Source organism: Pseudomonas sp. Pdm06 (genome assembly GCF_014851795.1).
GTDB lineage: Bacteria > Pseudomonadota > Gammaproteobacteria > Pseudomonadales > Pseudomonadaceae > Aquipseudomonas > Aquipseudomonas fluorescens_AA.
In genome coordinates this window covers 317,219-341,505 of the sequence record NZ_JACVAH010000001.1, presented here as the reverse complement: position 1 = coordinate 341,505, position 24,287 = coordinate 317,219, and the positions used below count along the sequence as shown (strand labels likewise).

At 61.2% G+C, this 24,287-nt stretch carries 23 protein-coding genes; 4 read left to right on the top strand and 19 right to left on the bottom strand.

All coding sequences use genetic code 11. The features are described from left to right. Positions 1-66: 66 nt before the first annotated feature. The 19 genes from IB266_RS01505 to IB266_RS01415 form a co-directional block, all read right to left on the bottom strand. On the bottom strand, positions 67-1,200 hold the full coding sequence (locus IB266_RS01505) for a hypothetical protein (protein WP_192259730.1): 1,134 nt from the start codon (positions 1,198-1,200) through the stop codon (positions 67-69). A gap of 118 nt (positions 1,201-1,318) precedes the next feature. After that, a complete protein-coding gene (locus IB266_RS01500; RefSeq protein ID WP_192259728.1) occupies positions 1,319-1,750 on the bottom strand; it encodes a hypothetical protein in 432 nt (143 codons plus the stop codon). A gap of 114 nt (positions 1,751-1,864) precedes the next feature. Next, on the bottom strand, positions 1,865-2,161 hold the full coding sequence (locus IB266_RS01495; protein ID WP_192259726.1) for a phosphopantetheine-binding protein: 297 nt from the start codon (positions 2,159-2,161) through the stop codon (positions 1,865-1,867). 25 nt (positions 2,162-2,186) lie between these two features. After that, positions 2,187-3,293 (bottom strand): IpaD/SipD/SspD family type III secretion system needle tip protein, encoded by a 1,107-nt coding sequence (locus tag IB266_RS01490; RefSeq protein ID WP_192259724.1) that lies wholly within the window; start codon positions 3,291-3,293, stop codon positions 2,187-2,189. A 13-nt stretch (positions 3,294-3,306) separates the two neighbouring features. Further along, positions 3,307-4,404, bottom strand: coding sequence for a cell invasion protein (locus tag IB266_RS01485; RefSeq protein WP_192259722.1), 1,098 nt, complete (start codon positions 4,402-4,404; stop codon positions 3,307-3,309). A 24-nt stretch (positions 4,405-4,428) separates the two neighbouring features. Further along, positions 4,429-6,198 carry a type III secretion system translocon subunit SctE gene (sctE, locus tag IB266_RS01480; RefSeq protein ID WP_192259720.1) on the bottom strand — a complete coding sequence of 590 codons (1,770 nt, stop codon included), beginning with the start codon at positions 6,196-6,198 and terminating at the stop codon, positions 4,429-4,431. A gap of 2 nt (positions 6,199-6,200) precedes the next feature. Next, complete coding sequence (sicA, locus tag IB266_RS01475; protein WP_060738471.1) at positions 6,201-6,683, bottom strand: type III secretion system translocator chaperone SicA; 483 nt, start codon at positions 6,681-6,683, stop codon at positions 6,201-6,203. Positions 6,684-6,954: 271 nt separating this feature from the next. Next, entirely contained in the window at positions 6,955-7,989 is a 1,035-nt protein-coding gene (locus IB266_RS01470; protein WP_192259718.1) for an EscU/YscU/HrcU family type III secretion system export apparatus switch protein, read from the bottom strand. After that, positions 7,964-8,767, bottom strand: coding sequence for a type III secretion system export apparatus subunit SctT (sctT, locus tag IB266_RS01465; RefSeq protein ID WP_192259716.1), 804 nt, complete (start codon positions 8,765-8,767; stop codon positions 7,964-7,966). The genes IB266_RS01470 and sctT overlap by 26 nt, the downstream gene beginning before the upstream one ends. 3 nt (positions 8,768-8,770) lie before the next feature. Then, the gene (locus tag IB266_RS01460; protein ID WP_014337351.1) at positions 8,771-9,025 is read right to left on the bottom strand and encodes an EscS/YscS/HrcS family type III secretion system export apparatus protein; all 255 of its coding nucleotides are present in this window, start codon (positions 9,023-9,025) and stop codon (positions 8,771-8,773) included. 8 nt (positions 9,026-9,033) lie between these two features. Continuing rightward, positions 9,034-9,693 carry an EscR/YscR/HrcR family type III secretion system export apparatus protein gene (locus IB266_RS01455; RefSeq protein WP_192259714.1) on the bottom strand — a complete coding sequence of 220 codons (660 nt, stop codon included), beginning with the start codon at positions 9,691-9,693 and terminating at the stop codon, positions 9,034-9,036. Beyond that, positions 9,686-10,609: a FliM/FliN family flagellar motor switch protein gene (locus IB266_RS01450; protein WP_192259712.1), complete on the bottom strand. Its 924-nt coding sequence runs from the start codon at positions 10,607-10,609 to the stop codon at positions 9,686-9,688. Before IB266_RS01450 ends, IB266_RS01455 begins: the two co-directional genes overlap by 8 nt. Then, entirely contained in the window at positions 10,606-11,472 is an 867-nt protein-coding gene (locus IB266_RS01445) for a type III secretion effector protein (RefSeq protein ID WP_192259710.1), read from the bottom strand. The genes IB266_RS01450 and IB266_RS01445 overlap by 4 nt, the downstream gene beginning before the upstream one ends. Then, a complete protein-coding gene (locus tag IB266_RS01440) occupies positions 11,469-11,924 on the bottom strand; it encodes a type III secretion protein (protein WP_192259708.1) in 456 nt (151 codons plus the stop codon). Before IB266_RS01440 ends, IB266_RS01445 begins: the two co-directional genes overlap by 4 nt. After that, positions 11,908-13,194, bottom strand: a complete 1,287-nt coding sequence (sctN, locus tag IB266_RS01435) for a type III secretion system ATPase SctN (RefSeq protein WP_192259705.1) — start codon at positions 13,192-13,194, stop codon at positions 11,908-11,910. Before sctN ends, IB266_RS01440 begins: the two co-directional genes overlap by 17 nt. Before the next feature lie 66 nt (positions 13,195-13,260). Beyond that, positions 13,261-15,312 (bottom strand): EscV/YscV/HrcV family type III secretion system export apparatus protein, encoded by a 2,052-nt coding sequence (locus tag IB266_RS01430; protein ID WP_192259703.1) that lies wholly within the window; start codon positions 15,310-15,312, stop codon positions 13,261-13,263. A 24-nt stretch (positions 15,313-15,336) separates the two neighbouring features. Continuing rightward, complete coding sequence (gene sctW / locus IB266_RS01425; RefSeq protein WP_192259701.1) at positions 15,337-16,443, bottom strand: type III secretion system gatekeeper subunit SctW; 1,107 nt, start codon at positions 16,441-16,443, stop codon at positions 15,337-15,339. After that, the gene (sctC, locus tag IB266_RS01420) at positions 16,440-18,095 is read right to left on the bottom strand and encodes a type III secretion system outer membrane ring subunit SctC (RefSeq protein ID WP_192259699.1); all 1,656 of its coding nucleotides are present in this window, start codon (positions 18,093-18,095) and stop codon (positions 16,440-16,442) included. Before sctC ends, sctW begins: the two co-directional genes overlap by 4 nt. Positions 18,096-18,099: 4 nt before the next feature. Beyond that, positions 18,100-18,837, bottom strand: coding sequence for a helix-turn-helix domain-containing protein (locus IB266_RS01415; RefSeq protein WP_192259697.1), 738 nt, complete (start codon positions 18,835-18,837; stop codon positions 18,100-18,102). A gap of 245 nt (positions 18,838-19,082) precedes the next feature. On the opposite strand from IB266_RS01415, the gene IB266_RS01410 reads away from it, so the two are divergent. From IB266_RS01410 to IB266_RS01395, 4 genes are all read left to right on the top strand, one after another. Then, complete coding sequence (locus IB266_RS01410; RefSeq protein ID WP_192259695.1) at positions 19,083-20,294, top strand: CmpA/NrtA family ABC transporter substrate-binding protein; 1,212 nt, start codon at positions 19,083-19,085, stop codon at positions 20,292-20,294. Between the two features lie 14 nt (positions 20,295-20,308). Beyond that, positions 20,309-20,884, top strand: coding sequence for an ANTAR domain-containing response regulator (locus tag IB266_RS01405; protein WP_060738484.1), 576 nt, complete (start codon positions 20,309-20,311; stop codon positions 20,882-20,884). Positions 20,885-21,372: 488 nt separating this feature from the next. Beyond that, the gene (locus IB266_RS01400; RefSeq protein WP_025212688.1) at positions 21,373-22,584 is read left to right on the top strand and encodes a nitrate/nitrite transporter; all 1,212 of its coding nucleotides are present in this window, start codon (positions 21,373-21,375) and stop codon (positions 22,582-22,584) included. A gap of 9 nt (positions 22,585-22,593) precedes the next feature. Further along, a complete protein-coding gene (locus IB266_RS01395) occupies positions 22,594-24,264 on the top strand; it encodes a bifunctional protein-serine/threonine kinase/phosphatase (RefSeq protein ID WP_192259693.1) in 1,671 nt (556 codons plus the stop codon). Positions 24,265-24,287: the final 23 nt, after the last annotated feature.

Here is a 24,287-nt window from a genome sequence, read left to right as displayed (position 1 = left end):
TGGCTGCCTCAATGGCCAAGGCGTACCTGAGCGCACTGCACCGGCAAGACTATGGCCACACATACATTACAAAGGAAGGTTTAAAGCATTGTCGCGCAGACCTTTAAATGGAATGCCGCTAATATCCTTGATGGAGTCCGAGGTAGGTATGAAATAGGACCCCTCGTTACGACTAAGAACAAGATCCCCGATGTCTTTTCCAGACTCAAGGTGCGTAATGATCGCATCGAGATCGAAAGACCTTGGTTCATTCAGCGGGTGATCGCCTTTGTTGACCCAGGTGTGCAAGTGAAGCGTGGCGGTTTTTTCTGCAACGGGGAAATGAAAGAACATTTTGACGTTATCATGTTCATTGACGGCGTAAACATCGCGAAGATGTTGCAACGTCCCATCCCGCAATTTTTCGAGTTGCGGAAGATGCTCCTGCTTTAAACTTAGAATACTGGTCAAGGACTCAAGCTTTGTTTTATCGTCGATCGTCCTTTGTGACGTCTGCTGGCTTGCTTCAAGCCTTATGGGGCCAGAGGGATGATGTCGCGCCGCTAGAAATGCGGAATGTATACTTGGATGAATTGCATAGGTAACCAAAATGACGCCATGCCTAGTGTTTTTGAGTGTCTCAGGAGCATTGACATAAGTATCTAACACATTTGCATCACAGTACGGTGAATTGGGCATAATGAGATAGCCATGCTGCGTGAGATCGACCGGCGCGATAAACTCAGCCAAGCTCGCATTCCGGCGATTGAGAAAAGTATCCAGACAGTCTTCTGCATTGAGTGTCTTGATGAGAAAACCCGGCAAGGGAGTCTCCGAATAGGTAGCACTGAGCTGTGTCAACTGATCTTTGCTCGTGAAGGTGATGACAGCAACATCTTTGGTTTGATACTTGATAAGCCCCTTTGGATTTAACCAGTTAAAGTTGCCATAGCCGTCTTCGTCCTGCTTGGATACATAGGCGCCGAGGGTTAAATCAGGGGCACCTGAGCGGTCTTTTTTAACCAATACATGGTATTTCTCCCGATTTAGCTGGCTTAACGTTCCCCGAGTATCATCTATGCCATAGGCGTCCAGTGTTCTGCGCATCGGCGAGTCTTGAGTGTTATGCACTGCTCTTACCACTAGGGTCTGATTGCGCTGATGACTTTGCTCAGCCGATATAATAGCGATAGAACGTTGCGATGCTTGCACTTGGGTCATCATCTATATCCTTGTCGTATTGATAATATAGTGGACAGCGGCTCACCCTGCGCGGAGTGGAGTGGAGTGGAGTGGAGTGGAGTGATTGACGCTGTTTTTCAGAATTAAATACTCGCCATCATCGGCAGTTATATATTACTTCCAATGCATCATGAAAATCATGGATGATTTGGTTGAGTTTATTTTCAACTAGCGCAAGCGGATCAATCAACGCCTTTAATTCGAAGCCATCGTTGCACTTACCCAATGTTAAATTACCCGTTTCAACATAATCCATTGCACTTGTAATGACGGGCATGATAAGCCTGGCATTTTCTATCAATAATTCTTCGCCCATCGGGATGAACGACCAGATGAAGAGACGATCATCGACCAGTGAAACATTAATTGACCGCTCCTCACCCATATCAATAGCGATGGTTGAGTGCGAGTCAAAATCCTGCAACAAATAGTCTGGAATCCTCAGTACGGTCAGTGCATCACGGACCAGCGAGCTAAGTTCTTGATGGACATTTTGAGAGAATGATAAAGGATTGTAGAACATAACCATCTATAACGAACCGTTGAAGAACACTATGAAGCAGCCCTGCATTTCTGGCTGACTTCAGCCTCCATTAATTTGAAAGTGGCCAATCGTTCAAAATCGATCAGGCCACCCGTTCATTCATGTATTTTTAGCCGTGGCGCACCCTTGGTTTTCAATGACAGCCTGTATCTTCTTGTCACCTGCAATTGAATTGACGATATCGACCACAGACCTCCATTCCGCCACCTGACTCGTCGACAGTTCTACGTTAAAGGTCTCCTCCACAATCATCACGACCTCTACTATATCGACAGAGTCAGCATTCAAATCCTCCACCAGCCGCGAACTGCTGCTTATTTTTTGGTGTGCCTTCGAAAAATACCCAGCCAACAGCCTTATTACCTTAGACTCAGTAGTTGTCTCAGCAACAGACATATTCACTCCCCATAGGTTCTCACCATTAAAAATTCAACATCGCCTTCAACATATCCGCATACTGATTCAAATGCGCCGATAAAGTCTTATTGAAGTTGTCATGATAAGCGTTGGCGTTCGAATACTTCTGCGTGAAGGACTGCAATCTGTTTTTCAGAAGTTCCTCCTGGGCGTTGAAGCCGGTTTGCCAGGCGTTGAATGCGGCCGTATCGAGCTTTACCTTGTCGCCATAATCCTTCAGCCCCTCGTGCATCACATTCAAAGGCCCGATGTCGATGACCACGCACCAGGGCCCGTTCGGCTTGGGATTCTGCTGAAGGCAACTCTCAGGCAGGCCCAGCGCCTTGAGCCATTTTTCCGCGTCTTCCTTGCTCGCGCCGGTATCGGGGGGTGCCGGAAAAAGCATGGCAGCCGGGTTGGGCAGGGAATATTTTGCAATCAGTTTTTCCAGTGCCTCGCGCAACGGGCCCGCACTTAACTCGACCTCTTTGCCGTCGTTAACCCCTTCGACCCAATCCTTCATCATCGCGGTGATTTCGGTGTTGAAGTCGGAGAAGAAATCCGAATAAGCCGAGATGATGTGCTCGTAGCCGGCGAGGTAGCCGTTCTTGATCAGGTCGATCAGCTCAAGGAGTTTGTCGAAGAAATCGTTCGATGAGTTTATCGTCGCATCCAAGGCCTCGGCGATCTCGAGGGGCTTGGCCTGCTCCAGGTGTTCCTGGAGGGCCCGGAGGATTTTGCCTTGTTCGTCAATGAGTTGCTGGCGCTGGCTTTTGTCCAAAAGCCCGGTGCCCTGGCTGTGGCTCATTACGGCAACGCACTGGCGCACCTGTACGGCCCACATTTGTGCTCGATCACGTTTGGCGTGGATCAGTTCGACAAACTCCGCGACGAGGTGCTGCGTCGTGGACTCGGCGGCATCGCCCTGCACTGGCTTGGCGATGATGGACGGGCACTTGAGCAGATGACCAAGGCTGCGGTTCATTGCGTTCATGGACCGATCGAGCAGATTCGTCAGGGAACTGACCGTTTGAATCTCAGCCGGTACGTCTGGAGGCGGGGCTGCATCGGTGACGGCCTCCACGTTCGGCAGCAGTACGATAGGCGAACGAATAGATTGAGTGATTTCCATAGGCCTCGCTCCTTCACGCCGTCACGGCACGAATGCCATCGCTACGGGATTGGAAAATCTGCATCACCGTGTCCATCATTTTTTGCAGCAGCGCCGCGTCGGCCCCATCCCTCTGGCTGACTTCATCAGCCAGGCTCTTCTGGCTGCTTTGCGCACTTTGCATCAGCACTTCTTTCTCCTTCGCCGCGAACTCGGTCAGACGCACCATACTCGTGACCACTTGGCTGAAGCTCATCGACAGGGCGCTGAGGGCGCGGCCGATTTCCAGTTTCCTTTCGATCCCCTTGCTGCCCATCTGGCTCAACCAGTCGGAGGTCTGGCCGACCTTCTGGGCCTTGAGGATCTCCCCGTCGAACCAGGCACGTTCCTTGTCCGTCAGTGTCGAACCCTTGGGTTTGAAGTCGACCGTTTTCGGCCGAGCGAAATCATCGAAGGTCTTGATCTTGTAGGTGGTCTGCGGGTTCCACTCATTGCGATCGCGCTCCAACCTGAGGTCGCGTTCCAGGTTGCCGGCATCCATGGCATTACGACGGTTCACGTCGATGTCGGCATGCTTCAACGCCTGGCCCTGGAAGGTCTTGACCATGGCAAACCCGGCTATGGCGCCGGACACCACCGCGCCGGTGATGGCGCTGTTCAGCGCCGCCCGGCCCGACTCGACAATGGCCGCACCCTGGGATTTTGCCGCCTCCGAGGCCATGACGCTGAAGTGACCGCGCAGTTGCGCATTGGCGACCCGCGCGACGTTCAAGGCAATGATCGCGGCCACTAGGACGTTGGCGTGTTTCTCCCAGGCGCCCGGGTCAAATGCCAGGTCAGTGCGCACGTCATCGCTGACCATCGACAACGCTTCAGCGAAGTCCTCCTGGTCCGATTCAGTGGGCTGATAGGCGTTGATCCGGCTTCCCAGTTCCGCAGCCGAAGGGCCTGCGAAGTGGCCGTTCTGGAGGATTTGCTGTGCAGCGATCTGGTCCAGGATCGGCGAATCCTCAAGGGATTTGCGTTTTGAAAATTGCTCTTGGGCGATCAACTCGCTCAGCCCTGCGTCATTGATCCGGTCGTGGTCAATGACAGGGGGTGCGATGGTGGTTGGAACGTAAATAGTGCTCATCGTAGATACCTGTTGTCCGTGATTTCAAACATGCCTGACCATTTGCAGGCTGACGGAATGGCTGCGTTGCATATCGGCAAACAAGTGCTCGATCTGGCGAGTTCGTTCCTGCATCGCCTGGCCGTAGTTGCTGACCACCTGAGTCAGGTAGGCGCTGATTTCCTCGCTGATTGCCATGCGTACCCGCACATCGGCCAGGTGCACGGCAGCCTGGGCCTGGTGCTGGCCGCTTTTGATCTGCAGCCCACCTTGCACCGCGACATGGCCGAACTCAGTGACGGCCTGGGCGATTTCCAGGTTGGCGGCATAACGGGCCAGCAATACCGGATCGGCACCGTTGGTGATGAAGCCGCGCAACTGGGTGAGCATCTGGGTCAGCGTGTTGCCGACCGAGCTTGCCACTTGCTTCATCGCTTGCATGGCGGCGGGCGCGGCCTGGGCGGCCACCGACGCCAGTTTCGAGGCGACGGCACTGACCATCGGCCCGATCACCTGCACCCCGACCACGGCCACCAGCGCGACAGCGGCCAGCGTCGAAACGACGCCCTGGATCATGCCGGCGATCTGCGCGATTTCCTTGGCCTTGTCTTCATCGACACCCAGCTCCATCAGCATCTTGGTATAGATCTCGGTGAACAGCTTGATGGCTTCCTGCATGACGAGGGTCAGCGGCTTCATCGCTTCGGCCATGAACGACACGCCGGTTTTGTCCTGGATCACCGAGTCGGCAATCATCACGGCCGCACCGACCACGCCCACGGCGATGAGCACCGGGTTGGCGGTCAAGACACCGGCAGCGATGGTCGCCACGGTCAAGATCGCCCCAACGATCTTGCCGATGCAGCCCATGGTCTTTTGCAGGGCCTCGGCCTTGCGGACTTCTTCCAGGTACTTTTCCGACTCGCGCTGCATGTGCGCCTGGAGCCTGGCTTGCAGTTCCTGGAACAGCTCCTGGCTGAGCTCCTCTTTGCTTTGCGCCGACTCGCCGAGCAACTCGATGATTTTCAAGCGGTTCAATAGCGCCAGCGCACTGCTGCTGAGGGCCTTTTCGTCGGTTTGCTTGGGGGTCGAGCTGGTGGCGCTGAACACCAGCACTTTGCCGAACACCACGCTCACCGTTTTCGCGCAGGCGTTGGCGACCTCGATCAGTTTCAGATGCGCATCGGTGGCGGTCTGCAGGGTCTGGACCTGGCTGGTCAAGTCGCCGCGGATCTGGTCGCGCCGGGCCAGCTCCTGGGCATATTCGGGGGACTCCGGGTCCAGCTGCGCCAGTCGCGCCTCGCTTTCTTGAAGCAATGCCTGGAAATGCAGGACCCGCTCCTGCAATTGATCGAGGTGTTCCTGGCTGCTCCCGACGCTGCCCTCGGCCGCCGTCATGGCCTCGACGGCGGCGGTGTATTCAGCCGACAGGTTTTCATGGGCCTGTTGCCTGGCGCCGGCCATGCTCTGCAGCATGGCCAGGCGATTTTTCAGCTTTTTGACGTCGACCTCGCCGATCAGCTCGCTGATCATCGCCATCAACAGGGTGAACAGGTCGCCGTTGGTTTCCTGTTTGTTGCCATCGGCGCGCGGTGGCGGCGCATGTAGCATGGGCCGGCCTGTAGAGGCGGCGGATGTGCCGGTTTGACCTTCGTATTTCACTGACATCAGGTCCGCCAGCGCTTTCTGGCCGGCCTCCTGGAAGTCCGCGGTCCGAGCGGCCTTGCTGGCCGCCGCGGCGTATTTTTCAAAGGCCTCGCTGCGGCTCATCGCGCCGTGAAGCGCCGGGTTGAAAGTAGCCCTTATTTCACTCATGTTCAGTCCTCCGAACAGTGCTGTTCCATGTGGGCCAGGGTGTCGAGATACACCTTGGCCTGCTCGCGCAGGTCGTCTTGCGGGGCTTGCTCAAGCACGTACTCGAAACACAACCGAGCCTTGCCGACCTTGCCCAGGGCCAGATGACATTGGCCGGTGTAGAGCATCGGCCGGTAGTCGTTGCTGCCTTGGGCAAAGGCGATGGCATACAGGTCGATTGCCTTTTGGTGGTTTTGCTTGAGCTGGTGCACCGCCGCCAGTCCCATCCAGTAATGGCTGTTGTAGAAGTCGTAGATGCACAGGAAGTGAAAGAACTTCTCGGCATCGTCCAGCCGCCCCTGTTCGTAGAACTGGAAGGCGAAGGCATAGAGACTGTCCATGTGCTCGTCACTGAGGCCTTGCACGTCCTTCAACGCTGCGCCACCAAGCACCGCGTCGACGACGTCCAGGGCCACCTGCTCGTCTTGTTTGTTGTCACGACTCATCAGCCACACTCCTGAAAAAACGTCAGCGTCGCTGACCGGTGCATTGGGCCAAAACACCGATAGGCCACGCTGCCAAATTGCGCTCATCAATACCTTTGTGGCGAGGGAGCAAGCTCGCGCTGGGCTGTGTAGGAGCTGGCGAAGCCTGCGATCTTTTGATCTTTCGCTTGAGACTCAAGTGCCAGGGGAAAGATCGCAGCCTCGCTCCGCTCGACAGCTCCTACAGGCCCAGCGCGAGCTTGCTCCCTCGCCACAGGGGCTTTGCTTGGCTTCAGGCCTGTTCGACCTGCTCCAGCCAGATCAACAGGCGCAGCACCTCCTCGACTTCCTGCACCTGCAAAAAGCTGTAGCGCTGGTGGGTCTTGAAGATCCGTCGGGCCAAAGCGACGTCGTTGATCACCGGCACCCCGACCTCCTTGGCGTACGCCCGGACCGCCAGGGCACGCTGGTTGGTCTCCATCAGGGAAATGAACGGCAGCAGGGTGATTTCCGGGCGGAAATACACGCCGATGGCAATGTGGGTCGGGTTGGCGATGATCATCCGCGAGCTGCGCACATCGGACTTGACCTGCTCCGACAACAGCTCCATGTGCAGGTCGCGGCGGCGCCCCTTGATCTGTGGGTTGCCGTCCTGCTCCTTGTGTTCACGCTTGACCGAATCCTTGTCCATCATCTGGTCTTTCATGAACAACCAGTACTCGCTGAGTGCATCGAGCACGACGATCAGCAGGACACAGGCGAGAAATGCCAGCACCAACACCAGCAACAAACGCCCCCAGATCGCGAACAGCGCCGGTGCCTGGACGAACAGTTGGGCGAAGATCAATTGCCGCTGGGTGATCCAGACGATCCACAGCGCCGTGGCGAAACTGCCCAGGTACAACAGCGCCTTGAGCGTGTCCTTGACCGTGCGCAGGCTGAACAGTTTTTTGAAACCGTTGACCGGGTTCAACGCCCCCAGATTCAACTTCAACGCCTCACTGGCCAAGGCAAAACCACTTTGCAGCAAGGCCGGCAAGGCACTGGTCAGCACGCACACCAGCAACAACGGCAGCAACGCCTTGAGACCGACCAGCACCAGCATCGCCGAGTAGGATTGCAGCTGCGTGTCAAAATCGCTGGCGATGATGCGCCGGTAGACCTCCATGATCTCGATCAACGAGCTGTTGAACACCATGTAGGTGATGCCGCAGAGGGTCAGGCAGGTGATGACCAGGTCCTTGGCCTTGAACGTCTGGCCTTTGCGGGCGGCATCCCGGAGGCGCTTGGCGGTGGGTTTCTCAGTCTTCGAGGCGCTGGATGACATCACCCTCCTCCCCACCGCCCAGCGCCTGCGCCACGCCGTCGGCCATCGTGCCCATGCGCAAGACTTCGTCCGGCAGATGCACGCCGAAGTACAGCATCAGCACCACCAACGCCACCAGGCTCTTGACCGTCAGCGACACGGAGAAGGCGTTCATCTGCGGCGCATAGCGCGAAAGCAAACCCAGCAGCGCCTCGCTGACCAGCAAGGTCGCCACCACCGGCGCACTGATGACCAGCGTCTTGCTCACCAGCGCATCCAGCAACCCCAGGACCGCCGGCAAGTGCAGCTGACAGCCGCTCACCGGTGCACACAGGCGATAACTGTGGCCAACGGTTTCGAGCATCAACAGCATCCCGCCACCGGCGAGATACACCGCCGCCGCAAACAACTGGAGAAAATTCGCCAGTTCCGAGGTGTCGACACCGTTGGCCGGATCCATGGTGCTGCTGAGCATGGCCCCGCGCTGGTTGTCGATCAGGTTGCCCATGGCGTGCAACACCCAGAACGGCCAGCCCAACAGCATCCCCAACAACACGCCGATACTCGCCTCGCGCAGCACCAGGCCGAGAAACGCCAGGCTGTCGAGAGCGGCTGTGGGCACACCGATGTAACGCCAGAACCCCAGCGCCACCAGCACAATCACCGCCTGACGCGGGACACCGGTGAGCACGCCGCTGTTGAGAAACGGCAACATGAAAAAAATCGGTGCCAGGCGCGCCACACCCAGGACCGCTGCGGCGAACCAGGCGTACAAGTCGAAAAACAACGCCACCGACATCGGCTAGCTCAACGCCAGGCGGATGACTTCACGACTGAAATCCAGCAGCGTTTCGCCGTACCAGCCCGACAGCAGGAACAGGCACGCCGCCACCGCCAACAACTTGAAACCGAACGGCAGCGTCTGTTCCTGCAACTGGGTCACGGTCTGGATCAACCCGACCACCAGGCCGACCACGGTGGCGACGATGATCGGCCAGGCCACCATCAGCAGGATCAGGTACAGGGTTTTGTTGCCGGCATAGACCAGATCGTTCATCGGTGCGCCTATGCCAGCAAGGTCAGGTATTGCTTGACCAGCCCGGTCGACAGCAGCGCCCAACCGTCCAGCGCGACAAACAACACCAGTTTGATCGGCACGGAAATGATCACCGGGCTCATCATCATCATGCCCAGCGCCAGCAGGATGCTGGAGATCACCAGGTCGACGATCACGAAGGGCAAGTACAGGTAGAAGCCAATCTTGAAGGCACTCTTGATTTCACTCAGGGCATAGGCCGGCAACAGCGCAAACAGCGAGGGCACAAGTTCTTCATCGGCAGGCAGGTCCGCGTCGGTTTCATCCTGGAGCGCCTGGGCCCGCTCGAAAAACTGCGCCAGTTCCGGGTCGGTGTAGGTGCGCAGGTAATCCTTGTAACTGCCCAGGCCGTTCTCGGCGAAGTTCACCACCGACTCGATATCGGTAAAGGCCACCGCCTCGCGCTTGTAGTAGTCATGGCCTTGCTTCATGACCGGCGTCATGACGAAAATCGCCAGCATCAACGCAATCGCATTGAGCGCCATGTTCGACGGCACCTGCTGCAGGCCCAACGCGTTGCGCACGATGATGAACACAATGGAAAACTTGAGGTAGCACGTGCCCGCCGCCACCAGGAACGGCAGCAGCGACGCGAACGCCAACAGCGCGATCAGCGAGACATCATTCATCGGCGCTGGCCCGATAGACCTGGAGCAATTCGACCCCCAACTGACCGTCCAACCGCACCAGCTCCCCACGGGCCACCGGCTTGCCGTTGGCCCGCACCTCGATGTGCCGCGCCGCGTCCTCGGTCAACGGGATCAGTTGCCCGTCGATGATGCGCGACAACGTGGCCAGGTCGGTTTCATGGCTGGGGAGCAGGAACTCCAGGCGCACCGGCAGCGCTCCCAGGTCGATCGTCGCGTCGGTTTCTGGCGGGTTATCCGCATTGGCATCGGTCACGCTCGGTTGCATGTGTAGACCCTCCTGGGTAAAGGTGAAAGTGCCAAGGCTGTAGTCGGCCAGCCAACAGCGCTGAGAACCCTGGACGATGCGCACGACATCGCCCTCTTCCAGGCGCATCCGGCTGGCACGGCTCAGGTGGCTGACGCCAAGCATCAACTCCAGGCGCAACGGCAATTCGTCCAGCCATGAATCGACACCCACGCGCTCGCTGGCAACGGGTGTCGGCGGTAGTTGCAGCAACCACAGGCGCCCCCGTGGGGTTTCGAGCCAGGGCAGCTCGCAGGTGGGTAATCGCGCCGGGGCGACGCATTCGATGTCGGACAACGCCCGGTACTGCAGCTCCTCCACCTCCAGCAGCAAGGGACGTGGCAGCGCCCGAAACAACTCGACGATATTCATCAACGACGTCTCCACCTTCAGTAACGATTGCAACTGTGGAAGCGCGCGATACAGCCAGTCATGGGCCGCGATCAACCCTTGCCAGTGGCCGCCGTCGCCGTGGGCGCAAAAACGCAAGTAGCCGTCATGCCCTGGCACCTGGCCCAACCCCGTACCACGACCGGCCCGTCGCCAACGTTGAGTCGCCTGGGCCTGGGCATGGGCCAACGGCTCGACCCGTCGTAGCGGCAAGGCGCTCATGCCGGACGCTCGACCTGTTCGTCCTGCTCCTCATCCGGCGCCTGATGCGAGCCCTGGCGCGACTGCTCGCCGCCACTGTCGGCCAGCCGCCAGGCCGGTTCCCGGGCCAGTTCGAAAGGCGCCTTGAGTTGCTCGAACACCAGGGTATTGCTGGGGCTGAGCGTCAGGCTCCGGGTGGATTCTTCGGGCACCCGGGTAATCGTTATCTGTCCACTGGCAGCACCTCTATTGAACGGTACTTGCAGCACGCTCCGGCCCGTGTCCGGCAACGCCTCGACCATCACCTCAAGCATTGGCGGCGCTGGTGGTAGTGCCGCTGAAGGGAGGGCCGCTGGGGCAACGGCCGGCGTCTGGCGCGGGCCTTGAGCACTCATCGGCGCCTGGGGCAACGGTTGTTCGTCGAGACGGGGTGCAGTGAAAGGCTCCACCGCCAGCGACTCAACCGATGCCGACACCGCCGCTTTATCGACGCCAGAGGCCACAGGCTCCAGGCGTTGCGGCAACGCGTATTGGGTCAAGCCGAACGGCGCGCCTGCCTGTGGAAAAGCCAGGGTTTGCCTGGCAACCCACCGTTTGCCAGCAGGCTCAACCCCCTCCGTGCCCCGGACAACCGGCCGGGCTTCATCGCGCTCAACCGCCAGCGTCTCCTGCCCCACCTTCATCGCCTGCCAGGCCAACGTCCGAGCGGCTTCCATCAGGGGGCGCCGAGGCAGAATCAGCGCCGTCACCAGGTCCAGCACACCTTGTGGCAGTTCATCCTCTTGCACCGGGACGAGTTGGTCCAGCAGCTCATCCAGCGGACCTTCGTCGACGGGCTCCAGGGCCTGGACCGACCCCGTGGGCACTGCAAAGACCTCGTTCATCGCCGCACTCCGATCATCTCTTCCAGCTCCCGTTCTTCGCGGCGCACCGCCTCAAGCCGCTGCCCACGCAACAGCTGTTGGACGCCGCGCGCATACTTGTCGTGTCTGCGTTGCAGCCCACGCAGTTGCTCGCGCTGCGCCTGCAACTGTTGCTCGACCTGCCGGTACTGCTGATCCACGCGATCACGCTCGACACGCAGCAGATCGATGCGTCGCCGGATGACCGCCTGGGTGCGCAACAGCGCCAACAACTGGCCGTGATCCAGCACACAATCATTGGCTTGATGGCTGCTCAACAAACGTTGCAGCGCCGCCTCTTGTTCCTCGAAAGCGGACTGTTCCTGGCGCAGCGGCTGCAATTGACGCTGGACACGCAACACGGCCTGCTCGCCGCGTTGCCGGCGGAACAGACTGAAGGCCAGCAGGCGTCGTCGATCAAGCAATGATTTCATGCAGGCTCCGCAGGGTTTCATCTGGCTCACTGGATTGATCCGTCGGCTGGCGCAACCATTGGTCGAGGGCTTCGCGACGTTGCAGCGCGTGGTCATTGGTCGCGTCCGCGCCCGGGCTGTACTCGCCCATGTCGAGAAACACCTGCAGCTGTTCAAGGCGTGCCAGGGTGTCGCGAGTCGCGGCCGCCAATTGCCGGACCTCTGGCGTGGTGACCTGCGTCGCCACCCGGCTGACGCTGCGCAAGACATCGATGGCCGGGTAATGCCCCTTGGCGGCCAAGGCCCGGCTAAGGTAGACGTGGCCGTCGAGAATGGAGCGAATCTCCTCGGCGATCGGATCCGGCTCGTCGTCACTTTCCAGCAGCACCGTGTACCAGGCCGTGATGCTGCCCGACGCGGTCACGCCCGGACGTTCCAGCAGGCGCGGCAAGGCATCGAACACCGAGGCCGGATAACCCCGCCGCGCCGGTGCTTCACCGGCGGCCAAGGCCAGGTCGCGGCGCGCGCGGGCGTAGCGGGTCAACGAATCCAGCAACAGCACCACGCGCCGGCCCTGGTCGCGAAAATACTCGGCGATGGTGGTGGCCTGCAGCGCCGAGTTGCAGCGATCCACCGAGGAAAAATCCGACGTGGCGTACACCACCACGCAACGGGAATGCTTGGGCGACTGGCGCAAATGCTCGATGAACTCGGTGACTTCGCGCCCGCGTTCGCCAATCAGGCCAATGACAAAAACCTCCGCGTCCGTGTGTTCGATCAGCATGTTGATCAAGGTGGTCTTGCCGGAACCGGCGGCGGCAAAAATGCCGATACGCTGGCCGACGCCGCAGGTCAGCAAGCCGTCGATGACGCGAATGCCGGTGCGCAGCGGCTCCACCACCGGGCGCCGCTGCTGGTACGACGGTGGGTCGGCATCCACCGCACAATCGCGCTGGGCGACCGCCGTCGACGGCGCCAGGCGCTCGACGATAACGCCCTGGGGATCGACCACGCTGCCGAGCAAGGCGTCACTGCACGTCAACTGCAAAGTCGAGCCGGTGGGCACGATCATCGATTCCCGGGACAAGCCTTTCGCCTCGCCCAGCAAACTGAGCAGCACCGCGCCGGGCTTGAAGCCGATGACCTGCGCCCTGGCTGCGACCTGGGGCGAACGCCAATGCCGGCGCACTTCACAGATTTCGCCGACCACCACCTCACTCAACGCCGCTTCGATCAATGGACCGCTCAAACGCAAGGGATGGGCCGCCCGTCTTTCCAGCTGGACATTCATCGTCACGGCTGCTCAGCCAGCGTTTCAACAACCTGCAAAAAGACGTGCGACATGGGGCAGATCTCCTCAAAGCGTCTTGATGACATTGACCGAGACATTCTCGGAAACCTCGCCGAACGACATGACGTCCAGCTCCCGGAAACGTCCCTCGATCAGTTTCTTGATGTAGCGCCGCACGTCGACCGAACACAGCAGCACCATGTCCTTGTGGGCGATGTGCACGCTGTCCAGGCCGACACTGAGACGGTCCATCAGCTCTTCCGAGTCGGCCGGCTCCAGGTTGAGGAAATTGCCGCCCGAGGTTTGCCGGACGCCCCGGCGGACCACGTCTTCGAACTCCGCCGACAACAGCAAGACCCGCAGATCGTTGCCCTGGGCGAACTTGTTGCTGATGTAACGAGCCATCGCGCCGCGAACGTGTTCCACCAGCGCCAGCACATCCTTTTCCCGGGAGGCCCAATGGGCGAGGGATTCGAGGATGAGCTTCATGTTGCGCACGGAGATGCGCTCGCCGATCAAGCGTTGCAGCACCTCGGCGATCTTCTGCACCGTGACGTGGCGATAGACTTCCTTGAGCAGGTCGGGGTAACGCGCTTCCATTTCGTCGAGCAACTGCTTGGTTTCCTGCACGCCGAAAAACTCCTGGATGTTGCGCGCCAGCAGCGTGACCAGGCAGCGATAACACTCTTCGTCGGCAGGCCGCAGGTGATAACCCAACTGCTGCACCCGCTCCCGGTCGGTGGCCGTAACCCAGACGCCACCCAGGCGATTGCTGTCGGTGCCGCGCACCAGGGCAAAGCCCAACGGTTCCAATTCGGGGGAGTAATCCAGCAGGCGCCAGTGATCGAAATGAATATCGAACTGCTCGGCGCGCACTTCATTGATCAGCACCGCCACTTGATGGACCGGCAGCACCTCGCTGGCCCGCAGCCGCGGTTCGGGAATACGCAGCCCGTAATCGACGAAAAACTGGCTGCGAAAGCGCGCCGCCCAACGATCCTTCTCCAACGCTTGCAGGCGCGCCGGGGGCACCAGCAGCATCAGGGCGATGGTTTCGGTCGCAACGTTGTCGACGTCATCGATCAATCCCGACTCCCCCGGCCCCGCGCCGGCCTCGGCAGGTTCGCTGCGGCTTTCCCCCGATCCAGCCGGGCGCGAGGCACGGCGATGGCGCACGAACACCACCAGACCCAGCACCGCGGCGATCGAGAGAAATGTCAGCAGTGGAAAACCGGGCAGCAGGCCCACGCCCACCGCTAGCAACGCGGTGACGCCCAGGACGAACGGGTTGCCCAGCATCTGGGTGAGCATGTTGCGCCCCAGGTTGCTGTCATCGCCATTGACGCGGGTGACGATGAAACCGGCGCCGATGGCGATCAGCAGCGCGGGGATCTGGGCGACCAGGCCATCGCCGATGGTCAACAGGGTGTAGGTCGACAGGGCCGTGGACAGGTCCATGCCCAGTTGCCCGACGCCGATGGCCATGCCGCCGATGAAGTTGACGAAGATAATGATGATGCCGGCGATGGCATCGCCCTTGATGAATTTCATCGCCCCGTCGAAAGAACCGTACAGCTGGCTTTCACGTTCCAGCACGCTGCGTTTTTCCCGCGCCTGGGCCGCATCGATGGCGCCGGCCTTGAGGTCGCCGTCGATGCTCATTTGCTTGCCGGGCATGCCGTCCAGGGAGAAACGCGCCGCCACTTCGGCCACCCGTTCCGAGCCTTTGGTAATCACGATGAACTGGACAATGGTGACGATGGAAAAAATCACGAAGCCCACCACCAGGCTTTCGCCGATCACGAAGTCACCGAAGGAAGCGATGATCTCGCCGGCATCGGCCTGGCTGAGAATCAGCCGGCTGGTACTGATCGACAGGGCCAGGCGAAACAAGGTCGTCAACAGCAGCAGCGCCGGGAACGTCGAATAGCTGAGGATGCGCTCGATGTAGAACGAGCCCATGAACACCAACAACGAGATGACGATGTTCAGGCCGATGAGAAAATCCACCAGCACTGTCGGCAGGGGGATGATCAGCATGGCGATGATCATCACCATCAAGGTCAGGATCAGCAGCTCCGGACGCGCGCCGACACTTCGCAGGAACACATTAAGCATTTCAGGCCAGGCTCCGCGACAAGATCATGGCTGACCGCCGGACTGGCGCTGTTCGATGCATTCGTGGGCATAGGCGACGTCGGCCAGGCGGGTGAACTCAATGGCCAGGCGTTGTGGCGCCTCTTCATCGGCAAACAATGGCGGCGGCAATTGCAGGCTGAGCCTCCGCAGGGTTTGCAGCAACGTCGAACGCTCGCGGTGGGCACTGAGCAGCACCTGCTCGCCCAACGCCCCGAGCAGTAGCTGGTCGAGGTCGTCGGGGTAGGTCAACACGCCGAGCAGGAACACCAGCCATTCGGTCTCATGGGGGTTGTGCCGACAGACCAGTGCATCGCCGAGCACGGCGCCGATAAACAGCCCATCGGCCGAACGCAAGCGCTTCAGGTCGGTCACCCGGGTCAACAGTTGACCGAACTCAAGGCGCGAGCAACTGGGGTCCTGGGCGCTGATATCAGTCAGCAACGCGGCTTCGATGAAGGCCAGCACATTCATGCGCTGTGCCGGGCCATACAGGGCGATCCAGTCTTGGTAGCAACCGAGCGGGCCTTCGTCAGACTCGAGAAAATCCCGGTAGGTCTCGCGCAACAGGCCGGCCCTGACGGCCATGCTCTTGCCGAACATCCTGGCCTTGAGCGCGGCGTTGATCCCGGCGTTCATGCGCTTGGGGGAGCCTTGGGCAACCACCGTCTGCAAGAGTGTTTCGAGGCGCTGGCGGGTGTGGGTTTCCAGGTTGCGGCGGCGCAACAACGCCCGCAGCACCAGCGCCAGGTCGCTGTCATCGGGGAACAGGCGGCGCGCCATCTGCAGCAACCAGGCCACGGGCTTGTCCGCCAGCCGCGCCAGGCTCAGCACCTGCCGGGCCTTGGGCACGGTGTCGTCCTCCAGCACGCGTTCGAAGGTGTCGGTCAGGGTTTCGGACTTGAGCTCGAACAACCGTCGGGCACGGAACTGCGTCAGCGCCGCCGACAACTCGTCGCTGATCTGCACGATGCGCTGCGCCACGGCCGCCGTTGCACTGTCGTCCAGCGTCGCCTCGGCGTCGACTTGCGGTTGTGGATGTTCGGCGGCCTTCTCGGCATTCAACCGGGCCTGGGCGGCCCGGCCACCCATGGAAACCGGTGGCAGGATCATTGCTCGGACATCCGGAAGTACATTCGCCGCACGCGCTCGTGCTGCTCAGGGGTCAGCAACGGCATGCCCAACTCTACCGTGGCGGACTCAAGGGCGTCGCGGATCTCCTTGGGCTGGATCAGAAACACCCGCACCGTGTTGGCCGAGCGGCCCTGGCGATAGCTGAACAAACGGCCGATCCACGGAATCGACCCCAGCACCGGCACGCGGCCGATCTGCTCGCCGTGATCGTCACGGGTGAAGCCGCCCACCAGCAGGCTCTTGCCCTGGGGCACCCGCGCCACGGTACTGATGCGGGTGCGCCCGACCGTCGGCAACGCACTGTGCTGCTCACCCCGGCCGGGATTCTCGACTTCGTTGCCGTCCTCGATATTGAGCGACATCTCGATCTCGTCGGCCTGGGCGAAACGCGGCAGCACGTTGACCAGGGTGCCGTAGGTGATGTGCTGCAGATCGACGCTGCGCTCCCCCACCAGCGGGGCGTAGAACGTGCGGTTGTTGTCGAAGATCGCCGGCACGTTTTCCTGCGTCAGGATCACCGGTCGCGAGACCACGTTCGCCCGGTGGGTACGTTCCAGCGCCATGACCTGGGTCACGAACGAGGCGCCGTCGAGGGTGGTGGCCGAGCCGGCGTTGAGCGAGGCGCTGAACTGCCCGCCAGACTTCACCGCGCCCTGCCAGTTGATGCCCAACTGGTTGAGCTCATCCTTGTGCAGATCGATGATCCACAGCGACAACTCGACGTGGCGTTTCGGTGTGTCGAGGGCATTGACCAGGTTCTCGATGAAACGCACCTGCTCCGGCAGCCCCTTGACCAGCAGGCTGTTGGTATCCGGGTAGGCCACCACCCGAATGTTGCCGGCGGCTACCTCGCGGGCAATGATGCGTGGGGCCGTCGGGTCCTGGTCCGATGAGGTGTTCGCCAGGCCTTCGAGGGGAAACACCGGCATCGTCCCCCGCGGTCGCGGTTCGGGGGTTTGCGCCACCGACGGCTCGACCTGTTGCTGCTCACCGCGCAACAACGCTTCGATCACGGTGGCCAGCCCGGGGATGGTCACCTTGTCGTCGCGCAGCTCATATTGGCGGTCGCTGACGAAGGTGTTGCGCACATGAATGACGCCAATCTGTTGCTTGCCCAGCAGCAGTTCCGAGCGCTGGTTGTCCATCAACCCGGCCGCTTGCACCACCAGGTCGACATACATCGGCGGCCCCGACACATGGAACGTCCGCAGCCCGTCGTGGCGCAACGGATAACGCCCATCGTGCAAGCCCGAACGCCCGAGGAACGCCTGGAGCTTGGCGACGGTCAAGGTCTGCAACGACATCATCGCGCTCTTGATTTCCGAGGCGTCATACAGGTAGATCGCCTGGCCATCGCTGTACCAGATCAACCCCATCTGCGCGCTGACTCGCTCGAACGTCCGTTGCGGCGTGCGCAGATCGAACGTCCCGCCAATGCGCTTGGCCGCTGCGGCCTTGCTGACGATGACCGGTTTGCCCAAGGCCCCGGACAACTCGCTGAAAAACGTGCGCGCGCTCTGTTCCCGGGCCTCGAAGGTATAGACATTGGCGGCTGCGGCAACGGGCGCAAACAGCCACGCGCCGTTCAAGCAGAGGGATAACAGGACCCGGGATAACGAACGAGGGATCATCGACTCACTTGCCTGGCAGGTAGGTGATATCGGCCAGGCTGCTGGGGGTGAAACCCACCAGCTCGCGAATCTCCTTGGAGAAATGTGACGAAGAGGCGAAGCCGAACTCCAGCGCGACATCGGTCAGCGAGCCGTCCCCAAGGCTCATGTTCAACAACGCCTGGGCCGTGCGCCAACCGCGCAAGGCCGGCTTGGCCGCACTGCCCAGGGCCTGGTGGCAGAGCCGGCGAAAATGCGAAACCGACACGCCATAACGCTGCGCCAGGGTGGTCAGCTTTTCACTGCGAGTACCTTGCTCCAGCAAAAAACGCACGAGCCCGTAGCTCTCGTGATGCCGCAACAGGCGAGCGACAGCGTGATAGGCCTCGGTGCCATCCATCGCTTGCCCGATGTACCAGCGTTCGAGCCGTTGGGGCGAGCGGACGGTTTCGCCGACCACCGGCAACAAGGCCCATGGCAGCGCGTCCAGCCGTTGCCCGACATCCACCAGGGCATCGCTCATATCCAGGAACGCCTGCAGCTTGACCAGCGTCGCTTCGCAAACCGGCGTGACATGCAACTTGCCGCCACTGAACCGCAGGGAATCGCGCTGTACCACCAAACCCTCCCAACCGACGGGCAGGCAGTGGCTGCGACCCAACCGCGCAGCGTTCAACTGAACCGGGGCCTGGGCCACGCGCAGGTGCAGCACGCGTTCGCCCAGATCAGGCAAGGCCGTGGCGCGAATTGATTTGTCCTGCATACCGTCTCCTTTGCTACGTGGCGTTGGAAGGAACGACAGGATGAAAGACCCGACGCCGGGAATCTTGATGGAAAGGTGATGAGGGCCGGGCTGGCATATGCCTTGCACCATTACTGTTCATCGGCGCCCATGCCGATGGCCAAATGAGTGCCAGACTGATTAAAGGGACAACGGCGGCGTCTCCAGCCCGGCTCTGGCAATTGGCTCGGACACGGCGCTTTTTTTATGTGTAAAGGTGAAGCGCGATGAATGAAGTTCCAGCCAACCCCCTGGCCTGGGTCAATGGCAGCGATGCCCCGGAAAAGAGCGCGGTCAACCTCGGTTTCATGGCCTTGAGCGACTGCGCCCCAGTGGTGGTCGCCGCCACCCAGGGCTTCGCCCAACCCTACGGCCTGACCCTGAACCTCAAGCGCCAGGCATCCTGGGCCAACCTGCGGGACAAACTGGTCAGCGGTGAAATCGATGCCGCCCACAGCCTGTATGGCCTGGTCTACGCCGTGCACCTGGGCATCGGCGGGGTCGCACCGACCGACATGGCGGTGCTGATGGGGCTGAACCAGAACGGCCAGAGCATCAACCTGTCCCATGGCTTGCAGGCCCAGGGCGTGACCAGTCCTGAAGCACTGGAACGGCACGTGCACCAAACTCGCCCGAAACTGACCTTCGCCCAGACCTTCCCCACCGGCACCCACGCCATGTGGCTCTATTACTGGCTCGCCGCCCAGGGCATCCACCCCTTGTCGGACGTCGACAGCGTGGTGGTGCCGCCGCCGCAAATGATTGCGCACCTGCAAGCCGGGCGCATCGACGGCTTTTGTGTCGGCGAGCCGTGGTGCGCCAGCGCGGTGAAGCAGAACCTCGGTTTTACCCTGGCGACCACCCAGACCATCTGGCCCGACCACCCGGAAAAAGTCCTGGGCTGCACCCGGGCGTTCGTCGAGCAATACCCCAATACCGCCCGGGCCTTGGTGATGGCGATCCTCGAAGCCAGCCGCTTCATCGAACAAAACAGCGAAAACCGTCGCAGCACCGCGCAACTGTTGAGCGCCCCCGAATACCTCGACGCCCCGCTGGACTGCATCGAGCCGCGCCTGCTGGGGATCTACGCCGATGGCTTGGGCAACAGTTGGCAAGATCCCCACGCCATGCGTTTCCACGGCAATGGCGAGGTGAACCTGCCATACCTGTCCGACGGCATGTGGTTCATGACCCAGTTCCGCCGCTGGGGCCTGCTGCGCGAGGACCCGGATTACCTGGCCGTGGCCCGGGACGTCCAGCAGCTCAAGTTGTACCGTGAAGCCTGTGCGGCGCTGGACATCGCGTCCCCGGGCCAGGACATGCGCAGCAGCCAACTGATCGACGGCATCACCTGGGACGGCTCGGACCCGGTCGGGTACGCCCGCAGCTTCAAACTGCACGCCTTGAGCGATGCGGCTCCCCTTCTCGCCAGCCGCTGACAGGAGCCAAGACCATGCTGCGTATCCTGCTGATCAACGACACCGCGAAAAAAGTCGGCCGCCTCAAGGCTGCCCTGATTGAAGCCGGTTTCGAAGTGATCGACGAATCCGGCCTGACCATCGACCTGCCGGCGCGCGTCGAAACGGTGCGTCCGGATGTGATCCTGATCGATACCGAGTCACCCGGACGCGATGTGATGGAGCAAGTGGTGCTGGTCAGTCGCGACCAACCACGACCGATCGTCATGTTTACCGACGAGCACGACCCCAATGTGATGCGCCAGGCGATCAAGTCGGGCGTCAGTGCCTATATCGTCGAAGGCATCCACGCCGCGCGCCTGCAGCCGATCCTCGACGTGGCCATGGCCCGCTTCGAAAGCGACCAGGCCCTGCGCGCCCAACTCCTGGCCCGGGACCAGCAACTGGCCGAACGCAAGCGCATCGAACTGGCCAAGGGCATGTTGATGAAGATGAAGGACTGCAACGAAGAACAGGCCTACACCTTGATGCGCCGCCAGGCCATGAGCCGCCAGCAGAAGCTGATCCAGGTGGCGGAGCAGATCATTGCCATGAACGAGTTGCTCGGCTGAAAGCCTTGTAGCGCCTGGCCTGGCGCTATCGCGAGCAAGCTCGCTCCCACAGGTCCAGGGGTGAACACAATATTTGCGAACACCCCCAACCAACTGTGGGAGCCGAGCTTGCTCGCGATGGCGGCCCTGCATTCAACATCACCTTTGACTGACCTACCGCTATCGCGAGCAGGCTCGCTCCCAAAAGATCCGAGGGTGACCGCAGCTTCTGTGGACACCGCAAATCCACTGTGGGAGCGAGCCTGCTCGCGATAGCCCTTACGCCAATCCCTACTGTTGGCACAGATCTCGCTTAAACAAACCTACAGGTAACCAACGGCGGTTGCCCCACCTACGACAAAGACGTCGCACACCCTCCTTGCCTCTCTGGCGATCCGGGTTGCGGCGTTTTTTTGTTTTGGCTCTTCGGAGCCGGTGGTGCGACCACAGACGGCGCACTGCTCTAAGCACTGACTCATTTCTCGAGACTTTTACAGCTGAGGTGCGCGATGAATTCAAGCTTCTGGAAATCCGGCCACACCCCGACACTGTTCGCGGCCTTCCTCTACTTCGACCTGAGCTTCATGGTCTGGTACCTGCTCGGTCCACTGGCGGTGCAGATCTCCGCCGACCTGCACCTGACCACCCAACAACGCGGCCTGATGGTGGCGACACCGATCCTGGCCGGCGCCGTGCTGCGCCTGTTCATGGGCCTGCTGGCCGACCGGATTTCACCGAAGACCGCCGGCATGGTCGGCCAAGTGATTGTGATCGGTGCGCTGTTCTGCGCCTGGAAACTGGGCATCCACAGCTACGAGCAAGCCTTGTTGCTGGGCTTGTTCCTGGGCGTGGCTGGCGCGTCGTTCGCCGTGGCCCTGCCGCTGGCCTCCCAGTGGTATCCGCCACAGCACCAGGGCAAGGCCATGGGCATCGCTGGTGCCGGTAACTCGGGCACCGTGCTCGCAGCGTTGATCGCTCCAGTGATGGCGGTGGCCTTCGGCTGGACCAACGTGTTCGGCTTCGCGCTGATCCCCCTGGTGCTGACCCTGGTGCTCTTCGCCTGGCTGGCCAAGAACGCCCCCGAGCGGCCGAAAGCCAAATCCATGGCCGACTACCTCAAGGCCCTGGGCGATCGTGACAGCTGGTGGTTCATGTTCTTCTACAGCGTGACCTTCGGCGGTTTCATCGGCCTGGCCAGCGCCCTGCCCGGCTATTTCAACGACCAATACGGCCTGAGCCCGGTCACCGCCGGCTACTACACCGCCGCCTGCGTCTTCGGTGGCAGCCTGATGCGGCCCTTGGGCGGTGCCCTGGCGGACCGTTTCGGCGGCATCCGCACCTTGCTGGGCATGTACACCGTAGCGGCGGTCTGCATCGCGGCGGTGGGCTTCAACCTGCCGAGTTCCTATGCGGCCCTGGCCCTGTTCGTCTGCACCATGCTCGGTTTGGGTGCGGGTAACGGCGCGGTGTTCCAACTGGTGCCACAACGCTTCCGTCGCGAAATCGGCGTGATGACCGGGCTGATCGGCATGGCCGGCGGCATCGGTGGCTTCGCCCTGGCGGCGGGCATGGGGGCGATCAAGCAAAGCACCGGCAGCTATCAACTGGCGCTGTGGTTGTTCGCCAGCCTCGGTGTCCTGGCCTGGTTCGGCCTGCACGGCGTCAAGCGTCGCTGGAGAACTACTTGGGGTTCGGCCGCCGTCACCGCTGCTCGGGTATAACCTGCAACCATGAGCCTGCAATTGAGCTTCGCCGAAGCCAGTGCCATTGGCCCGCGGGAGGAAAACCAGGACGCCCTGCGCCTGGTCACCCCCGCCCCGGCCCTGGCCGCCAGCAAGGGTTACCTGTTCGCCATCGCCGACGGCGTTAGCCAATGCGCCGATGGCGGGCTGGCCGCCCGTTCGACCTTGCAGGCCCTGGCCCTGGACTACTACTCCACGCCGCAAACCTGGGGCGTGGCCCAGGCCCTGGACCGGCTGTTGCTGGCACAGAACCGTTGGCTGCAAGCCAACGGTGGCGGGCAACCGCTGCTCACCACCGTCAGTGCGCTGGTCCTGCGGGGCCGGCGCTTCACCCTCGCACATGTCGGCGATTGCCGGGTCTACCGCTGGCACGCCGATCATCTGCAACGGGTCAGCGAGGATCACGTCTGGGAACAGCAGGGCATGCAACATGTGCTCAAGCGAGCCCTGGGCCTGGATCAACACCTGATCCTCGACTTTCTCGACGGTGAACTGCGCATCGACGAAACTTTCGTATTGCTCAGCGACGGCGTCTGGGCAGTCTTGGGGGACACGGCCATCGCCGGCATCCTGCGCGACCAGCCGGACCTGGACCTGGCCGCGCAGACGCTGGTCAACGCCGCGCACCTGGCCGGTAGCCAGGACAACGCCAGCGCCTTGTTGGTGCGGGTCGATGCGGTGGGCGAAGCCAGCATCGGCGATGCCCTGATCCAGTTGCAGCAATGGCCCCTGCCACCTGCGCTGAAACCGGGCCAGGTCTTCGAGGGTTGGCAGATCGAAAGCCTGCTCGGCCACAGCCAGCAATCGTTGCTCTACCGGGTACGCGACGGCCAAGGCCAACCCTGGCTGCTGAAAACCCTGCCCGTGCACCTACGGGACGACAGCCGGGCCGGACAGGCCTTGCTCTCGGAAGAATGGTTTCTCAAGCGGGTCGCCGGACGACAGTTTCCCGAGGTCCATGGCGTTCCCCAGCGGCAGCATTTGTACTACGTGATGCGGGAATATCCGGGGGCGACCCTGGCCGAACTGTTCAACCAGGGTGGACCGCTGCCTCTGGCGCAATGGCTGGACCTGGCGCAACGGCTGGTGCGGGCCGTGGGCCTGTTGCATCGAAGGCAGATCTACCACCGCGACATCAAGCCGGAAAACCTGCACCTGGGCGACGACGGGGAATTGCGCTTGCTGGACTTTGGGTTGGCGTACTGCCCGGGCCTGTCCGAAGACCAGGCCAACGTGTTGCCCGGCACCCCCAGCTACATCGCCCCGGAAGCCTTCGGCGGCACCGCGCCCACGGCCCAACAGGATTTGTATGCCGTCGGCGTGACCGTGTATTTCCTGCTGACCGGGCATTATCCCTACGGCGAGATCGAAGCCTTCCAGCGCCCGCGCTTCGGTGTGCCGATCAGTGCCAGCCGCTATCGGCCGGACCTGCCCGAATGGCTCGGGCAAAGCCTGGAACGCGCCGTCGCGGCGGACCCGGGCCAGCGCTTTGAAACCGCCGAGGAATGGCTGTTGCTGCTGGAACAGGGCGAGCGCCGCAGCTTGAGCGTAAGGCCCAGGCCATTGCTGGAGCGCGAACCGCTGAAGGTCTGGCGGACCTTGGCGCTGGTGTCGTTGGTGGTGAATGTTGTGCTGCTGTTTTTGGTGTTTCACAGCTGATATCCGGTCGCGCCTATCGCGAG

Excerpts from the sequence above, each read along its gene's own strand:
- IB266_RS01505 (WP_192259730.1), bottom strand. The coding sequence starts at position 1,200 with ATGACCCAAGTGCAAGCATCGCAACGTTCTATCGCTATTATATCGGCT.
- IB266_RS01500 (WP_192259728.1), bottom strand. The coding sequence starts at position 1,750 with ATGGTTATGTTCTACAATCCTTTATCATTCTCTCAAAATGTCCATCAA.
- IB266_RS01495 (WP_192259726.1), bottom strand. The coding sequence starts at position 2,161 with ATGTCTGTTGCTGAGACAACTACTGAGTCTAAGGTAATAAGGCTGTTG.
- IB266_RS01490 (WP_192259724.1), bottom strand. The coding sequence starts at position 3,293 with ATGGAAATCACTCAATCTATTCGTTCGCCTATCGTACTGCTGCCGAAC.
- IB266_RS01485 (WP_192259722.1), bottom strand. The coding sequence starts at position 4,404 with ATGAGCACTATTTACGTTCCAACCACCATCGCACCCCCTGTCATTGAC.
- sctE (WP_192259720.1), bottom strand. The coding sequence starts at position 6,198 with ATGAGTGAAATAAGGGCTACTTTCAACCCGGCGCTTCACGGCGCGATG.
- sicA (WP_060738471.1), bottom strand. The coding sequence starts at position 6,683 with ATGAGTCGTGACAACAAACAAGACGAGCAGGTGGCCCTGGACGTCGTC.
- IB266_RS01470 (WP_192259718.1), bottom strand. The coding sequence starts at position 7,989 with ATGTCATCCAGCGCCTCGAAGACTGAGAAACCCACCGCCAAGCGCCTC.
- sctT (WP_192259716.1), bottom strand. The coding sequence starts at position 8,767 with ATGTCGGTGGCGTTGTTTTTCGACTTGTACGCCTGGTTCGCCGCAGCG.
- IB266_RS01460 (WP_014337351.1), bottom strand. The coding sequence starts at position 9,025 with ATGAACGATCTGGTCTATGCCGGCAACAAAACCCTGTACCTGATCCTG.
- IB266_RS01455 (WP_192259714.1), bottom strand. The coding sequence starts at position 9,693 with ATGAATGATGTCTCGCTGATCGCGCTGTTGGCGTTCGCGTCGCTGCTG.
- IB266_RS01450 (WP_192259712.1), bottom strand. The coding sequence starts at position 10,609 with ATGAGCGCCTTGCCGCTACGACGGGTCGAGCCGTTGGCCCATGCCCAG.
- IB266_RS01445 (WP_192259710.1), bottom strand. The coding sequence starts at position 11,472 with ATGAACGAGGTCTTTGCAGTGCCCACGGGGTCGGTCCAGGCCCTGGAG.
- IB266_RS01440 (WP_192259708.1), bottom strand. The coding sequence starts at position 11,924 with ATGAAATCATTGCTTGATCGACGACGCCTGCTGGCCTTCAGTCTGTTC.
- sctN (WP_192259705.1), bottom strand. The coding sequence starts at position 13,194 with ATGAATGTCCAGCTGGAAAGACGGGCGGCCCATCCCTTGCGTTTGAGC.
- IB266_RS01430 (WP_192259703.1), bottom strand. The coding sequence starts at position 15,312 with ATGCTTAATGTGTTCCTGCGAAGTGTCGGCGCGCGTCCGGAGCTGCTG.
- sctW (WP_192259701.1), bottom strand. The coding sequence starts at position 16,443 with ATGATCCTGCCACCGGTTTCCATGGGTGGCCGGGCCGCCCAGGCCCGG.
- sctC (WP_192259699.1), bottom strand. The coding sequence starts at position 18,095 with ATGATCCCTCGTTCGTTATCCCGGGTCCTGTTATCCCTCTGCTTGAAC.
- IB266_RS01415 (WP_192259697.1), bottom strand. The coding sequence starts at position 18,837 with ATGCAGGACAAATCAATTCGCGCCACGGCCTTGCCTGATCTGGGCGAA.
- IB266_RS01410 (WP_192259695.1), top strand. The coding sequence starts at position 19,083 with ATGAATGAAGTTCCAGCCAACCCCCTGGCCTGGGTCAATGGCAGCGAT.
- IB266_RS01405 (WP_060738484.1), top strand. The coding sequence starts at position 20,309 with ATGCTGCGTATCCTGCTGATCAACGACACCGCGAAAAAAGTCGGCCGC.
- IB266_RS01400 (WP_025212688.1), top strand. The coding sequence starts at position 21,373 with ATGAATTCAAGCTTCTGGAAATCCGGCCACACCCCGACACTGTTCGCG.
- IB266_RS01395 (WP_192259693.1), top strand. The coding sequence starts at position 22,594 with ATGAGCCTGCAATTGAGCTTCGCCGAAGCCAGTGCCATTGGCCCGCGG.